The sequence below is a fragment of the Roseovarius sp. EC-HK134 genome (genome assembly GCF_902498815.1).
Lineage (GTDB): Bacteria > Pseudomonadota > Alphaproteobacteria > Rhodobacterales > Rhodobacteraceae > Roseovarius > Roseovarius mucosus_A.
On record NZ_LR701544.1, the window covers coordinates 1,149,746 to 1,163,568 of the forward strand.

The window sequence follows — 13,823 nt, forward strand, 5'->3', positions numbered from 1 at the left end:
CCTTTTATGGTCTGGGTTGTCGCAAAGGTAATATGCCCGCCCCCCCAAGGCAATGCGGCGCGGCATAATTGCCGCGCCACACCCCAAAGATCACGCAAACCTTACATATTGGGATAGTTCGGCCCATCCCCACCCTGCGGCGTGACCCAATTGATGTTTTGGCTTGGGTCTTTGATGTCGCAGGTCTTGCAATGCACGCAGTTCTGAAAGTTGATCACGAACCGCGGGTCTTTGCCCTCTTCGCGCACCACCTCATACACGCCTGCCGGGCAATAGCGCTGCGCGGGCTCGTCATATTTCGGCAGGTTCACGCCAATCGGCACCGATGAATCCTTCAAGTGCAGATGCGCAGGCTGGCTTTCCTCGTGGTTGGTCATCGAGAAACTGACATTGGTCAGTCGGTCAAAACTCAGCTTTCCATCAGGCTTCGGATAGTCGATGGGCTTGTGTTTCGACGCGGGTTCGGTGGCGGCGGCATCGGTCTTGCCATGACTTAGCGTGCCCAACAGGCTGAAGCCCGCGGTATTGGTCCACATGTCGAACCCACCGAGACCAAGCGACGCCAAGAGGCCGTATTTCGACCAGAGCGGTTTGACATTACGAACCTTTTTCAAATCCTTGCCGATTGCACCGCTGCGCACTTCGGTCTCGTAATCGGTCAACTCATCACTCGCGCGGCCCGCAGAGAGCGCTACATGCGCTGCCTCTGCGGCGGCCTTGCCAGACAGCATGGCGTTGTGATTGCCCTTGATGCGCGGCACGTTGACCATGCCCACCGAACAGCCCAACAGCGCCACGCCGGGTGCCACCATTTTCGGCATCGACTGATACCCGCCCTCGGAAATCGCACGTGCGCCGTAAGCCACACGCTTTCCACCCTTCAGCAGCTCCGCCACCATCGGATGATGCTTGAATCGCTGGAATTCCATATAAGGAAAAAGATAGGGGTTCTTGTAGTTGAGATGCACCACAAAGCCCACATAAACCTGATTGTTCTCAAGATGATAGATGAACGATCCGCCGCCTGCATTGCTGCCCAGAGGCCATCCCATAGTATGCGTGACAGTGCCGGGGCGGTGCTTGGCGGGATCGACTTCCCAAATCTCTTTCATCCCAAGGCCGAATTTTTGCGGCTCCTTGCCCTTGGACAGGTCATATTTTGCGATCACTTCTTTGGCGAGCGATCCACGCACACCCTCTGAGAGAAATACGTATTTGCCGTGCAGCTCCATCCCCGGCTCATAATTCGGGCCGGGCGTGCCATCCTCATTCTTGCCAAACTCGCCAGCGACAACACCCTTGATCTCGCCAGACCCACCATAGACCAGCTCTGAACAGGACATGCCGGGGAAAATCTCAACGCCCAGCTCTTCGGCCTGCTCGGCCATCCAGCGACAGACATTGCCCATGCTGACGATGTAATTTCCGTGATTGTTCATCAGCGGAGGCATCGGGAAATTCGGCACGCGAATGCGTCCGGCCTCGCCCAGCATATAAAAATTATCCTCAGTCACGGGGGTGTGAAGGGGCGCGCCCCGCTCTTTCCAATCCGGGATCAGCGCGTTGAGACCGCAAGGATCAAGCACCGCACCTGACAGGATATGCGCGCCAACCTCGGATCCTTTTTCCAGAACCACAACGGCGCAATCAGGATCAAGCTGCTTCAGGCGGATCGCAGCCGACAGACCGGCTGGGCCTGCGCCCACGATTACAACGTCATACTCCATCGTTTCGCGTGTTATCTCGGTCATCGTGCTCATCCTTTTCTCGGGCGCGGCAACTAAGGCCTGACGCGCAACAAAGTTGCGAGTGTGACTAGCCTGCGCATGCGTCAAGCGTCAATTGAAACACGACGTAAAACCAGATGGAAAACGGCATTTCGTCACGTGCCAGCGGCCTAATCTCATGGGGTCTGCGATCCGCTCTTGCAATCGGGCGCGCGCTTCGGGCAAGCTGCGCTGAAATCTTGGGCATGTTATCACGGGGCCAGCTATCCAGCGGCCCCGCTTCTGACAATGGACGGTTGAAATGGAAAAGATCCCGATGACGGCTGGCGGCCATGCCGCGCTTGAGGTCGAGTTGAAGCAGCTGAAATCGGTCGAACGGCCGGCGATCATCCGTGCCATTGCCGAGGCGCGCGAACATGGTGATCTCAGCGAGAATGCCGAGTATCACTCCGCCAAAGAGAAACAGTCCTTTATCGAAGGGCGGATCAAGGAACTCGAAGGCATCCTCAGCCTGGCTGAGGTGATCGACCCGGCCAAGCTGTCGGGCCCGATCAAATTTGGGGCGACTGTTACGCTCGTGGATGAAGATTCGGGCGAGGAACGCACCTATCAAATCGTGGGCGAACACGAGGCCAGCATCGAAAAAGGGCTTCTGAACATAAAATCGCCGATTGCCCGGGCGCTCATCGGCAAAGAAGAGGGCGATAGCGTCGAAGTGCGCACGCCCGGTGGTGATCGCGGCTATGAGGTGATAAAAGTCGCCTATATCTGATCAGGCACCCCATCATGCGCCCAGCCCGCACCGAAAATGGCCCTTCCAAGGGGTTTGACACGAAATCTGAAACCGAAGCTGTCACCGCGATCGAATGGATCGCGGTGGCGCTTTCGGCGCTATGGCTCTTGGGCTCGGCTGTGTTCTTTCTGGTGCTCACTCCGCAGTTGGAAACTGGTGGCAGTGCGCTGCAATTTGTCATCGTTCTGATTGCCGTCTTCATGCCAGTGGCGATGATTTGGGTCGGTGCCACGGCCGCCCGCACCAGCCGGGTAATGCGCGAGGAAAGTCGCCGCTTGCGCGCGGCCATCGACGCCATCCGCGCCGCCTATGTCGCTCAGAGCCAAACGCTTGGTCAGACCGTCGACAAGACCGTCAGCCAGAAACTCGACGAAATCGCGGCCGCTCAGCGCAAGACCGAAACGGCATTGGCGACGTTTTCCTCGATCCGTGTGGGTCTGCCAGAACCCCGCCCGGTGCTTGCCCCGGCACCCTCGCCAAATGATCCCGGCGATCAGGTGTCGTTGCCGCTTGGAACCTCTGCTGAGGATATTCAGGCCCCACTCGAGCGGTCTGATTTCATCCGCGCCCTGAATTTCCCCGACAACCCCGAGGACAAGATCGGATTTGCCGCGCTGCGCCGCGCACTCAAGGACCGGCCCACCGCCCAATTGATCCGCGCCTCGCAGGATATCCTGACGCTGATGTCCCATGATGGCATCTATATGGACGACCTGCGCCCCGATATGGCCCGCCCCGAGGTTTGGCGCCGCTTTGCCGGGGGCGAGCGTGGCCGCACCATCGCCGCCTTGGGCGGTATCAGGGACCGGTCGTCTTTGGCGTTGACAGCGGCCCGGATGAAGCAGGACACGATCTTTCGGGATGCTGCACACCATTTTCTGCGCCGCTTTGACAAGATGTTCACACAGTTTGCCGAAACCGCCAGTGATGCCGAAATTTCGGAACTCTCCGAAACCCGCACGGCCCGCGCCTTCATGCTCTTGGGGCGTGTCGCGGGCACCTTCGACTGATCCGCGCCTCGGTTTCATCTGGCCTTAAATACCTCGGGGGCCGGGGGGCAGCGCCCCCCGACTCTGCGATTGCCCCCGCGAAAAATCCACGGCATGATGCGCGCCTGAGGAGATAGAACCGATGCGCAAGTTTCTTGTCGTGCTGGATGATAGCCGCGAATGTCTCAATGCCATGCGCTTTGCTGCCATGCGCGCCGCCCATACCGGGGCTGGGGTGGAAATCCTCGCTGTGATCCCGCCCGAAGAATTCAACCATTGGATCGGCGTGGGTGATCTCATGCGTGAGGAACAGCGTGAGCGGATCGAGGCGCATTTCGAAGTTTTTGCCAAATGGATGCGTGACAAGCAGGGGATTAATCCAGAGCTGGTAATCCGCGAAGGCGATCCCGCAGTCGAGATCATCGCGCAGGTGCAGGATGATCCCGCCATCGGCGTGCTGGTTCTGGGGGCTGCCACTGGCAAGAAGGGACCTGGCCCACTGGTCACGCAACTGACCAAGACCGCTGGCACCCTGCCCATTCCCATCACCATTGTGCCCGGCGATCTGACCAAAGAACGGCTCGAGGCCATTACCTGAGCAGGGCAGTTCCAGTTTAGAATCGTTCCAATCCTTGACACCAGAGGGCGTCGGGCGCATATCTTTGGTAACCACGAAAGGGCGCGCCATGTTCATCCAGACCGAATCCACCCCCAATCCCGCGACACTGAAATTCCTGCCCGGTCAAACCGTGCTTGAAGCTGGCACCGCTGATTTTCCAAGCGCCGAAAAGTCCGGAAGTTCCCCGTTGGCCGAGCGTATTTTCCGTGTGCCCGGGGTGTCTGGCGTGTTTTTTGGTAATGATTTCGTGACCGTCACCAAGGGCGAGGCGATTGAGTGGGATCATATCAAGCCCGCGATCTTGGGGGCGATCATGGAGCATTACCAATCCGGTCAGCCAGTCATGTTGGGCGAAAGCGCTGTGGCCTCCGGCCATGCCGAGCATACTGGAGAGGATTCGGCGATCGTGAACCAGATCAAGGAATTGCTTGATACCCGCGTACGTCCCGCCGTGGCGCAGGATGGCGGCGATATTACCTTCCACGGCTTTGACCGTGGCGTGGTCTATTTGCATATGCAGGGTGCTTGCGCGGGCTGCCCGTCTTCGACCATCACGCTCAAAATGGGCATTGAGAACCTGCTGCGCCACTACATCCCCGAGGTGACAGAGGTGCGCCCTGTTGGTCTCTGAACCACTGATACTGGCTTTTGACACATCGGCCGCGCATTGCGCGGCCGCTTTGTTGCGGGGAGGCCGCGTTTTGTCTGCACGTGCCGAAGAGATGGGGCGCGGACAGGCAGAGCGTCTTATGCCCTTGCTGCAAGAGGTGCTGGATCAGGCCGGGGTCACATGGAGCGACCTTAACCGAATCGGTGTCGGCATCGGGCCCGGCAATTTTACCGGTATTCGAATTTCTGTAGCGGCCGCGAGGGGGCTGGCCCTCAGCCTTGGAATTCCGACAGTCGGGATCAGCACGCTTGACGCGATCCGCGCGCAGGCTGGCGCAGGGACGCCCTGCGTGCCCGCACCCCGCGACATGGCCTATGTCCAGACCCGCAACGCCGCGCCCGAATTGGTTGCGCTTGCCTCTGTCGCAGATCCTGTCTTGCCGCCTGATCCGGTGCGACTGGCCGAACTGATTGCGCGGCTGGCAGCTCTGGCACCCAACAACAGCCCGCCGCCTGCCCCGCTTTATGTGCGCCCCGCCGATGCCGCCCCCGCGCGGGATCGGCCACCGGTGATCCTCGATGACGCCTGAGGCTCTCGCGACCTGCCACGCGCGCGCTTTTGCCGGGGCGGGCAGGGCTTGGTCTGCTGAGGAATTCGCCACGCTTCTGGACAGCGCATTCGTTTTCATATCCGGCGATGCGCGGGCCTTTGTGCTGGGTCGGGTCATCGCCGATGAAGCCGAAGTGCTGACGCTTGCCACCGATCCTGATCATCGCCGCAACGGTCTTGCGCGGGCCTGCCTCAGCGCCTTTGAGGTGGTAGCGCGCGCGCGCGGCGCGACCATGGCCTTTCTCGAAGTCGCCGAGGACAATCCGCCGGCCCTCGCGCTTTATGATGCGGCTGGCTACCGGGAAAGCGCGCGCCGCACCGGATATTATGCCCGCAGCCAAGGGCCCAAAGTGGACGCGCTGATCCTGCATAAAACGCTGGACTGATCCGAATAGCCTCGCGATAGGTCCAGTTACAAGAAATTCATCAGACCTGGACGGCTCTGCACGCCCGCGCCCTTGCAAAATGGCGGAACATGGGGCTAGGAATTGCCATGCAGATTTACCTCCCCATAGCCGAGGTGTCGGTCAACATCTTTCTCCTCTTGGGGTTGGGTGGGATCGTGGGCATTCTTTCGGGCATGTTCGGGGTTGGGGGCGGCTTTATTCTGACGCCGCTTTTGTTCTTTATCGGCATTCCGCCTGCGGTCGCTGTAGCGACCGGCGCCAATCAGATCATGGCTGCCTCCTTTTCCGCAGTTCTCGCGCATTTCAGGCGCAAGACCGTCGATCTCGAAATGGGCACGGTGCTGCTGATTGGCGGCCTCATTGGGGCCGCTCTTGGGGTGATGGTGTTCAACTATCTCAAGTCGTTGGGGCAGGTCGATCTTTTGGTCACGCTCTGCTATGTGGTTTTTCTGGGTGTCATTGGCGGCATGATGTTCATCGAAAGCCTGCGCGCCATCCGCAACACCCGGCGCGGCGTGCCCCCCAAGCGCAAGAAGCACGGCTGGGTTCATGGCTTGCCGTTCAAGATGCGGTTTCGGACCAGTGGCCTTTATATTTCGGTGATCCCGCCACTTCTGGTGGGGATCAGTGTGGGTGTTCTCGCAGCGATCATGGGGGTCGGCGGCGGCTTTATCATGGTCCCCGCGATGATCTATCTTTTGGGCATGCCGACCAAGGTTGTGGTGGGCACTTCACTTTTTCAGATCATCTTCGTCACTGCGTTTACCACGCTCTTGCATGCAATGACAAATTACACGGTTGATATCGCCCTTGCCGTATTCTTGCTGGTGGGGGGCGTGATCGGCGCACAGTTCGGAACGTCTATCGGCACAAGGATGAAGGCCGAGCAATTGCGCATCCTTCTTGCGATCATGGTGTTGGCGGTCTGTGGCAAGCTGGCGTTCGATCTCTTGGCCACGCCATCGGAACTCTACTCGCTTGGTACGGGTGGGGGGGCGTGATGTTCTGGCGTCTGTTGCTTTTGCTGGGCCTTGCCGCCCTGCCGCTGCGCGCCGAAGAGGTTGTATTGGGGCTGAGCAAAGACAAGGTGGCGATCACGGCGACCTTTGAAGGCTCGGAAATTTTGATCTTTGGTGCGGTCAAGCGCGAGTCCCCGATTCCTGATATTCCGCTGGATGTGGTCATCGCGGTTGCTGGTCCGTCAGAGCCGGTGACGGTACGCCGCAAGGATCGCCGCTTTGGCATCTGGGTGAATACGGAAATGGTCGTGCTTGATTCCGCCCCCAGCTTTTATGCCGTCGCCACGACTGGCCCGCTCGACAAGGTCATGTCCGATACCGAGGATTTGCGGCATCGCGTCTCGATCCCACGTGCAATCCGTTCTGTGGGCGCGGCCAGCATGGCCGAGGATGCAGAGCGCTTTACAGATGCCCTGATCCGTATTCGCCGGGATCAAGGGGCCTATGCCATGCGCGAAGGGGCAGTAGTGCTGGATCAGGAAACGCTCTTTCGTGGCGCGATCCAACTCCCGGCCAATCTGACCGAAGGGGAATATCTGACCCGGATATTCCTGACCCGAGAGGGGCGTGTGGTATCGCAACTCGAAACCGTGATTGACGTGCAGAAAGTGGGGCTGGAACGCTGGCTCTACACCCTGTCCCGCCAGCAACCGCTGGTCTATGGCCTGATGTCGCTGGCGATTGCCATCGCTGCGGGCTGGGGCGCGTCCGCAGCGTTTCAAGCGATGCGGCGTGGCTGATATCGCTGCGGGCGGCTTCGTTTAGGCACCGGCCCAAAACCCTGAGATCAAGATAGAGAGCTTATGCGCCTGAACATCGACGTGACCATGGATTACCAGCTGACGGGGCATGACACAGTGCTCCTGACGCTTGAAGCGGCCGAGACCGATGGGCAAACCGTGATCGAGAGCACGCTTGACGTTGAGGGTGCCGACCTGCGTTGGATCGAGGTTGAGGGGATGCCGGGGCGCCGGGTCTGGGCGCATGTGACGAGTGATCGGATGAGATTGCGGTATCGTGCACTTGTTGAGGTGACACGCACATGTGCGGATTTGGAAAGGCTCGTGGGCACGGCGATGCGCGACCTGCCCGGCGAGGTTGTGAGCTACTTGCGCCCGTCACGGTTCTGCCAATCCGACCTTTTGACCGAATTCGCGACCCAACAGTTTCGCGGTCTCGAAGGAGGAGCGCGGATTGCGGCGATTGTAGACTGGGCCCGTTCCGAGATCAGCTATGTGTCCGGCTCATCCAGTGCCACAACCTCGGCAATAGACAGTTTCATAGCCCGCAAGGGCGTGTGCCGCGACTACGCCCATCTCGTATGCAGCCTGGCGCGCGCAGGCAATATCCCGGCGCGCTATACCTCGGTTTATGGTGCTGATGTGGACCCGCCCGATTTTCACGCTGTGGCCGAGGTTTGGCTAGAGGGGGCGTGGCACCTTGTCGATGCCACCGGTATGAGCAGCGCCGCCGACATGGTGGTGATCGGCTCTGGTCGGGACGCAAGCGATGTGGCCTTCATGGAAACCGAAGACTGGGCGCGCCCCCTCTGGCAAGCGGTCGATGTTCGGCGGGTGTGATCTTGGGTCTTTAGCCCCGCCCGATAAAGGGCATTTTCGTTGCCATCAGCGTCATGAACTGCACATTCGCCTCTAGCGGCAAATCCGCCATATGCAGCACCGATGCGCCCACGTGCTCGACGTCCATCGTGGGTGGCGGCGCGTCGGGATTGGCGGCGATGATCCCCTCCAGCAATTCGGTTCTGGCATTGCCGATGTCGATCTGACTGCACGCGATATCATAGGGGCGTCCATCAAGGCTGAGCGTCTTGGTCAAGCCGGTGATTGCATGTTTGGTGGTGGTATAGGCCACCGAACCGGGGCGCGGCGCATGCGCCGAAATCGAGCCATTGTTGATGATCCGCCCCCCCATCGGGGACTGATTGCGCATTTGGGCAAAGGCCGCGCGCGCACAAAGAAACATGCCATGCAGGTTCACATCCACGACTTGCCGCCACTCCTCATAGCTCAGCTCGTCGATCATCGCGGCGCGGCCAAAGCTGCCGGCGTTGTTGAAGAGCACATCAAGCCGCCCGGCGCGGGCGATGAAATCCTCGAACACCCGCACCACATCGCCGGGGTTTGTGACATCACCGGGCAGGATCACGGCGTTATCATGCCCCTTTGCCACAGCGTCCAGCGCCTCTGGCCGCCGCGCCATCAGCCCGACATGCCAGCCAGCCCCAAGAAAGGCGCGCGCGCAGGCGGCCCCGATACCGGCGCTTGCGCCGGTGATCAGAACGGTTTTCATGTCTCTTCCTCCTGTTCGAGTTGCAGGGGCGCAGGCCCGCCGCGCAGATCATCAACTGTGAGTGGTGCCGAGGGTTTGGATAGCCGGTTGCGCACGATCCAGTGCAACCGTTCTTCGGCGCGGGTAATTGCCACATAGGCCAGCCGTTTCCAGAGCGGTTGCCCCGCCTCTGAGCGGCCCATCTGTGCAGCGGCGTAAATGTCAGGGGCGAACACCTGCACGTCTTGCCATTGGCTGCCTTGCGCCTTGTGGATCGTCACGGCAGCCCCATGCAGGAACGTTGCCCCCATATTGGCGGCAAAGGGGATGAACGGCTCTTCTTCATCCGGTTTTTCGATCTTGACGATGGACGCGGCAGAAATCTGCGGATCTTCCGCTCCGATCACATGCAGGCGCGAAAAGCCGGGCCTGCGTCCTGGTCCAAGGTAAACCACCTGCGCGCCCTTGATCAGCCCGCGCGCCTCGAGATCGAGCCGCTTTTTGCGATGCTTGAGCGGTAGTTCGATCCCGTCGCAAATCAAAGGCTCACCTGCCAGAAGCTCGGTTTCGGGCGCGCCATGCACCGCGCGAAAGGCATTGATCAGGCGGATGCGCGTGGCATTGCGCCAGACCAGCACCGGCGAGCGCGCCATCAAATCAACCTCGACCCGCTCTGCCCATCTTACCCGTTCGTCCCGCTGCGCTGCATCTTCAATCATGCGCTCGAACTGGTGAAAGTCCAGTGCAGGATCGGCAAGGGCGTGGGCCAGGTCAAGGATCGGGTTGTCCGCGTCCTGCCGGTGAATGCGGCTGAGTTCTAGACGCGCCGGCGCGGGCAGCGTTTCAAACACCATACCGCCGGTCGATTTCACAGGCGGCAATTGTGCGGGATCGCCAAAGAGCAGAAGGGTTGGGAAAATCTCTTGCAGATCCTCGAATTGCTGACCATCCAGCATGCTCGCCTCATCGACAAAGCCGATATCCAGTGGTTCTTCCCGACGCTTCCAGCCGGTGATGAAATCCGAGCCTCGCAGGCCAGCAGCGGCAAGCGCGCCGGGGATGGATTTGTTGCTCTGGTAAAACGCAAAGGCACGGTCCAGCGCCAGATCGGTCAAGCCCTCGATCTCGGGGCGCTCGCCCTGACCGGCCAGCCATTCGGCGATCTTCTCATATTCCGGGTGATAGACGGGGGTATAGAGGATGCGGTGAATGGTGGTGGCAGGCACCCCGCGCATCCGAAGCACGCTCGCGGCCTTGTTGGTGGGCGCAAGGATGGCCAGCGTGCGCTTGTCCCGGCGTTTGCGGCTCTCGTAATCGCCTGAAACGATCTCGACGCCTGCCTCTTCCAGCGCGCGGTAGAGCGCCGCCAAAAGCAATGTCTTGCCGGATCCCGCCTTGCCGGTGACGGCCATGACCGCAGTCTTGCCGTCGCGGGGTGGGGTCAATAGCCCTGTGTCAAGATCAACACCGACACTGCGCAGCGCCGCCGCGATACGGTCATGCGCCTCGGCCTGATCGGGCGAATATGTCAGTGCTGTTTGCGTCATGGCGCGACCCTATCCTTGGTGTGGGGCAGGTGCCAGAGCCAAAGGCGCTTGACCAGTCGGGGCGCACTTCCCTATTGCAGCGCAGCCGGGTACTGTCTGGCAAAAAGACCGGGGGCGGCAACGATCCGCACCTCGCGACCAAGGGGAATGGACAATGGCGCATATCATCGTCGTCGGCAATGAAAAGGGCGGCGCGGGCAAATCGACCGTGTCGATGCATGTGGCGACGGCCCTAGCCCGAATGGGCCACAAAACCAGCGCGCTTGATCTCGACCTGCGCCAGCGGACCTTTGGCCGCTACGCGGAGAACCGTGCCAAATTCTTGGCGACATCCGGCCTTGATTTGCCGAGCCCACGGTATCACGAACTGCCCGAAGTGGCGGCGGATCAGCTCAAGCCGGGCGAGAATGTCTATGATCGGCGGCTCTCGGCGGCGGTGGCGGAACTGGAGGCGGATAGCGATTTCATCGTGATCGACTGCCCCGGTTCGCACACCCGTCTGAGCCAAGTGGCCCATAGCCTCGCCGATACGCTTATTACGCCCCTCAACGACAGTTTTATCGACTTTGATCTGCTCGCCCGGATCGACAGCGACGGCAAGAAGATCCTCGGCCCGTCGGTCTATTCCGAGATGGTCTGGAGCGCGCGACAACTGCGGGCACAAGCCGGTCTGCGCGCGATTGACTGGGTGGTGGTGCGCAACCGTCTGGGCGCACAACAGATGGTCAACAAGAAGAAGATGGGCGATGCGGTCGACAACCTCGCAAAGCGCATCGGCTTTCGCGTGGCGCCGGGCTTTAACGAGCGCGTGATCTTTCGGGAGTTGTTCCCGCGTGGTTTGACGCTGCTCGACCTCAAGGATATCGGGGTCAAGGGTCTCAACATCTCGAACATCGCCGCGCGTCAGGAATTGCGCGAATTGATCAAGGCGCTGAACCTGCCGGGCGTGACCGCCAATTTCTAACGCTCTGTCCGCGTCTCAGATCACGAACTGATCCCGCGCATAGCCTTGGATATAGAGCAACGCCGTCAAGTCTGCGTGCTGGATGCGGATGTCACATTGCGCGGCGACGCTTGGCTTGGCATGAAGCGCTACGCCTGCGCCCGCACGCCCCAACATGCCCAGATCATTGGCCCCGTCCCCCACGGCGAGCACGTCGGTCTCTGAGAGCCCAAGCCGTGCGCTGATCTCTTCCAGTGCCTGCACCTTGGCTGCGCGGCCCAAGATGGGGCGCGCGACATCCCCAATCAGGCGACCCTTCGCAACCAAAAGCGTGTTGGCGCGATTTTCGTCAAAGCCTAGATGTGCGGCGACCGATTGCGTAAACGCGGTGAACCCGCCCGAGACCAGCGCGCAATAGGCCCCGTTGGCCCGCATCGTCGCGACCAATGCGGAACCTCCCGGCATATAGGTGATCCGGTTAGCGAGAACCTCGGCAATCACGGTTTCGGGCAAATCCTTGAGCAGCGCCACACGCTCGATCAGCGCGCCCTCGAAATCCAGCTCGCCGTTCATCGCCCGCGCAGTGATGGCGCGGACATGCGCGCCCACGCCTGCGACCTCTGCCAATTCGTCAATACATTCCTGCTGGATCATGGTGCTGTCCATATCGGCGAGCAGCATCTTTTTGCGCCGCCCCTCTGTGGGCTGAACCACCAGATCAACGGCTTGGTTTTGCAGTTCGGCCCAAACCTCCCATCGGTTGCCCGGCAACTCGGGCATGTCAAATTCCGCCGCCTCATCAGGGGCCAACCACTGCACCGCCCCGCCGCCCCAGGCATTGCGCAATGCCTCGGCAAGGGCGGGGTCAAGCGCACCGGGTGCTGCGATCAAGGTGGTGGTAAACATGGGGCAGGTTTCCGATCGTAGCCGCACAGTGTCGTATTTTCTAGCTCAAGCGGCGTTCTAGCGTCATTTCTGCACTTGCGAAAGACCCTGCTTGGCCGTAATCCCGTCAGTGGGACACCCTTCCCCAACGAAGGGCGCTTATCTGAGAGGGTAGCTATATGGCTATTGAAGCACCGGCAACGCGGCCGGAGAATCCGCGTTTTTCTTCTGGCCCTTGTGCCAAAATCCCCACATTTACGCTCGACATGCTGTCTGATGCCCCCTTGGGTCGCAGCCATCGTGCTGCCGGGGGCAAGGCCAAGCTAAAGGCCGCCATCGAGAACACCCGCGCCATTCTGGGCGTGCCTGCTGATTACAAGATCGGCATCGTTCCCGCCTCTGACACTGGAGCTGTCGAGATGGCGATGTGGAACCTGCTCGGCGCGCGCCCCGTCGAAATGCTGGCTTGGGAGAGCTTTGGCGCAGGCTGGGTCACCGATGCGGTGAAGCAACTCAAACTCGATGCGGTGGTCAAAACTGCTGACTATGGCCAGATCGTTGATCTGGCATCGGTTGATACCGACAAGGATGTCGTGTTCACCTGGAACGGCACCACTTCTGGTGTGCGCGTACCGAATGGCGATTGGATCAAGGCGGATCGTCAGGGTCTGACAATCTGTGACGCGACAAGTGCGGCCTTTGCGCAGGACCTGCCATGGGACAAGCTCGACGTGACGACCTTTTCTTGGCAAAAGGTGCTGGGGGGCGAAGCGGCGCATGGCATGCTGATCCTTAGCCCCCGCGCTGTGGAACGGCTGGAGAGCTATACGCCCGCATGGCCACTGCCCAAGATTTTCCGCCTGACCAAGGGCGGCAAGCTGATTGACGGCATCTTTGTAGGCGAGACCATCAACACGCCCTCGATGCTTGCGGTCGAGGATTACCTTGTGGCGCTCGATTGGGCGTCGTCGATTGGCGGGCTGACCGGCCTGCAGGCACGCGCCAATGCCAATCTTGCGGCGGTCGAGGAATTTGTGACGCAAAACGATTGGCTCGCATTTCTGGCGGCTGATCCTGAGATCCGCTCGAATACGTCCGTCTGCCTTACCTTCGGGGATGCGCGGATCAAGGATGGTGCAGCCTTTGCCAAGGCGGTGGCCAAGCGGCTGGAAACGGCAGGTGTCGCCTATGATATCGGGGCCTATCGCGATGCGCCTGCCGGCCTGCGGATCTGGTGTGGTGGCACGGTCGAAACCGCTGATGTCGCGGCGTTGATGCCGTGGATCAAATGGGCGTTCGAGACCGAGATCGCCGCGCTGTCCGTATCGGCGTGATCCCGATTTCTTGAAAAGAAATCGACCCGGGCTTTGTGCAAGAGTCCGGGTC

Annotated in this window: 15 protein-coding genes; 11 read left to right on the forward strand and 4 right to left on the reverse strand. The window is 60.4% G+C overall.

Annotated features, from left to right (window positions below):
* Positions 1-101: 101 nt before the first annotated feature.
* Positions 102-1,751, reverse strand: coding sequence for an electron transfer flavoprotein-ubiquinone oxidoreductase (locus GC127_RS09420; protein ID WP_151977728.1), 1,650 nt, complete (start codon positions 1,749-1,751; stop codon positions 102-104).
* Between the two features lie 277 nt (positions 1,752-2,028).
* On the opposite strand from GC127_RS09420, the gene greA reads away from it, so the two are divergent.
* The 9 genes from greA (at position 2,029) to GC127_RS09465 (ending at position 8,353) form a co-directional block, all read left to right on the forward strand.
* Entirely contained in the window at positions 2,029-2,499 is a 471-nt protein-coding gene (gene greA, locus GC127_RS09425; protein ID WP_008281312.1) for a transcription elongation factor GreA, read from the forward strand.
* A 14-nt stretch (positions 2,500-2,513) separates the two neighbouring features.
* Positions 2,514-3,530, forward strand: a complete 1,017-nt coding sequence (locus GC127_RS09430; protein ID WP_151977730.1) for a hypothetical protein — start codon at positions 2,514-2,516, stop codon at positions 3,528-3,530.
* A gap of 121 nt (positions 3,531-3,651) precedes the next feature.
* Positions 3,652-4,107, forward strand: coding sequence for a universal stress protein (locus GC127_RS09435; RefSeq protein ID WP_008281314.1), 456 nt, complete (start codon positions 3,652-3,654; stop codon positions 4,105-4,107).
* 88 nt (positions 4,108-4,195) lie between these two features.
* On the forward strand, positions 4,196-4,759 hold the full coding sequence (locus GC127_RS09440) for a NifU family protein (protein ID WP_008281315.1): 564 nt from the start codon (positions 4,196-4,198) through the stop codon (positions 4,757-4,759).
* Positions 4,749-5,327 (forward strand): tRNA (adenosine(37)-N6)-threonylcarbamoyltransferase complex dimerization subunit type 1 TsaB, encoded by a 579-nt coding sequence (gene tsaB, locus GC127_RS09445; protein ID WP_151977732.1) that lies wholly within the window; start codon positions 4,749-4,751, stop codon positions 5,325-5,327. The genes GC127_RS09440 and tsaB overlap by 11 nt, the downstream gene beginning before the upstream one ends.
* Positions 5,317-5,733 carry a GNAT family N-acetyltransferase gene (locus tag GC127_RS09450; protein ID WP_151977734.1) on the forward strand — a complete coding sequence of 139 codons (417 nt, stop codon included), beginning with the start codon at positions 5,317-5,319 and terminating at the stop codon, positions 5,731-5,733. The genes tsaB and GC127_RS09450 overlap by 11 nt, the downstream gene beginning before the upstream one ends.
* A gap of 107 nt (positions 5,734-5,840) precedes the next feature.
* Positions 5,841-6,755 carry a sulfite exporter TauE/SafE family protein gene (locus GC127_RS09455; protein ID WP_081508587.1) on the forward strand — a complete coding sequence of 305 codons (915 nt, stop codon included), beginning with the start codon at positions 5,841-5,843 and terminating at the stop codon, positions 6,753-6,755.
* Positions 6,755-7,513 carry a TIGR02186 family protein gene (locus tag GC127_RS09460; RefSeq protein WP_008281319.1) on the forward strand — a complete coding sequence of 253 codons (759 nt, stop codon included), beginning with the start codon at positions 6,755-6,757 and terminating at the stop codon, positions 7,511-7,513. The genes GC127_RS09455 and GC127_RS09460 overlap by 1 nt, the downstream gene beginning before the upstream one ends.
* A 63-nt stretch (positions 7,514-7,576) precedes the next feature.
* Positions 7,577-8,353, forward strand: a complete 777-nt coding sequence (locus tag GC127_RS09465; RefSeq protein WP_151977736.1) for a transglutaminase family protein — start codon at positions 7,577-7,579, stop codon at positions 8,351-8,353.
* A 10-nt stretch (positions 8,354-8,363) separates the two neighbouring features.
* On the opposite strand, the gene GC127_RS09470 is transcribed toward GC127_RS09465, so the two are convergent.
* Together GC127_RS09470 and GC127_RS09475 are read right to left on the reverse strand one after the other, a co-directional pair.
* Positions 8,364-9,083 (reverse strand): SDR family oxidoreductase, encoded by a 720-nt coding sequence (locus GC127_RS09470; RefSeq protein ID WP_151977738.1) that lies wholly within the window; start codon positions 9,081-9,083, stop codon positions 8,364-8,366.
* Positions 9,080-10,609, reverse strand: coding sequence for an AAA family ATPase (locus tag GC127_RS09475; protein ID WP_081507136.1), 1,530 nt, complete (start codon positions 10,607-10,609; stop codon positions 9,080-9,082). The genes GC127_RS09470 and GC127_RS09475 overlap by 4 nt, the downstream gene beginning before the upstream one ends.
* Before the next feature lie 154 nt (positions 10,610-10,763).
* Between GC127_RS09475 and GC127_RS09480 the strand changes: the two genes are divergently transcribed.
* Positions 10,764-11,573, forward strand: a complete 810-nt coding sequence (locus GC127_RS09480; protein ID WP_008281324.1) for a division plane positioning ATPase MipZ — start codon at positions 10,764-10,766, stop codon at positions 11,571-11,573.
* A 15-nt stretch (positions 11,574-11,588) separates the two neighbouring features.
* Here the strand turns inward: GC127_RS09480 and serB are convergent, their stop codons facing one another.
* Positions 11,589-12,458, reverse strand: coding sequence for a phosphoserine phosphatase SerB (gene serB / locus GC127_RS09485; protein WP_151977740.1), 870 nt, complete (start codon positions 12,456-12,458; stop codon positions 11,589-11,591).
* 158 nt (positions 12,459-12,616) lie between these two features.
* Here serB and GC127_RS09490 point away from each other — a divergent pair, with 158 nt between their 5' ends.
* Positions 12,617-13,771 carry a phosphoserine transaminase gene (locus GC127_RS09490; protein WP_151977742.1) on the forward strand — a complete coding sequence of 385 codons (1,155 nt, stop codon included), beginning with the start codon at positions 12,617-12,619 and terminating at the stop codon, positions 13,769-13,771.
* Positions 13,772-13,823: the final 52 nt, after the last annotated feature.

What these genes read in the sequence shown, in the direction of transcription:
- GC127_RS09465 (WP_151977736.1), top strand. Translation starts at nt 7,577, where the DNA reads ATGCGCCTGAACATCGACGTGACCATGGATTACCAGCTGACGGGGCAT.
- GC127_RS09470 (WP_151977738.1), bottom strand. Translation starts at nt 9,083, where the DNA reads ATGAAAACCGTTCTGATCACCGGCGCAAGCGCCGGTATCGGGGCCGCC.
- GC127_RS09450 (WP_151977734.1), top strand. Translation starts at nt 5,317, where the DNA reads ATGACGCCTGAGGCTCTCGCGACCTGCCACGCGCGCGCTTTTGCCGGG.
- serB (WP_151977740.1), bottom strand. Translation starts at nt 12,458, where the DNA reads ATGTTTACCACCACCTTGATCGCAGCACCCGGTGCGCTTGACCCCGCC.
- GC127_RS09435 (WP_008281314.1), top strand. Translation starts at nt 3,652, where the DNA reads ATGCGCAAGTTTCTTGTCGTGCTGGATGATAGCCGCGAATGTCTCAAT.
- GC127_RS09460 (WP_008281319.1), top strand. Translation starts at nt 6,755, where the DNA reads ATGTTCTGGCGTCTGTTGCTTTTGCTGGGCCTTGCCGCCCTGCCGCTG.
- GC127_RS09430 (WP_151977730.1), top strand. Translation starts at nt 2,514, where the DNA reads ATGCGCCCAGCCCGCACCGAAAATGGCCCTTCCAAGGGGTTTGACACG.
- GC127_RS09420 (WP_151977728.1), bottom strand. Translation starts at nt 1,751, where the DNA reads ATGACCGAGATAACACGCGAAACGATGGAGTATGACGTTGTAATCGTG.
- GC127_RS09455 (WP_081508587.1), top strand. Translation starts at nt 5,841, where the DNA reads ATGCAGATTTACCTCCCCATAGCCGAGGTGTCGGTCAACATCTTTCTC.
- GC127_RS09475 (WP_081507136.1), bottom strand. Translation starts at nt 10,609, where the DNA reads ATGACGCAAACAGCACTGACATATTCGCCCGATCAGGCCGAGGCGCAT.
- GC127_RS09490 (WP_151977742.1), top strand. Translation starts at nt 12,617, where the DNA reads ATGGCTATTGAAGCACCGGCAACGCGGCCGGAGAATCCGCGTTTTTCT.
- GC127_RS09480 (WP_008281324.1), top strand. Translation starts at nt 10,764, where the DNA reads ATGGCGCATATCATCGTCGTCGGCAATGAAAAGGGCGGCGCGGGCAAA.
- greA (WP_008281312.1), top strand. Translation starts at nt 2,029, where the DNA reads ATGGAAAAGATCCCGATGACGGCTGGCGGCCATGCCGCGCTTGAGGTC.
- GC127_RS09440 (WP_008281315.1), top strand. Translation starts at nt 4,196, where the DNA reads ATGTTCATCCAGACCGAATCCACCCCCAATCCCGCGACACTGAAATTC.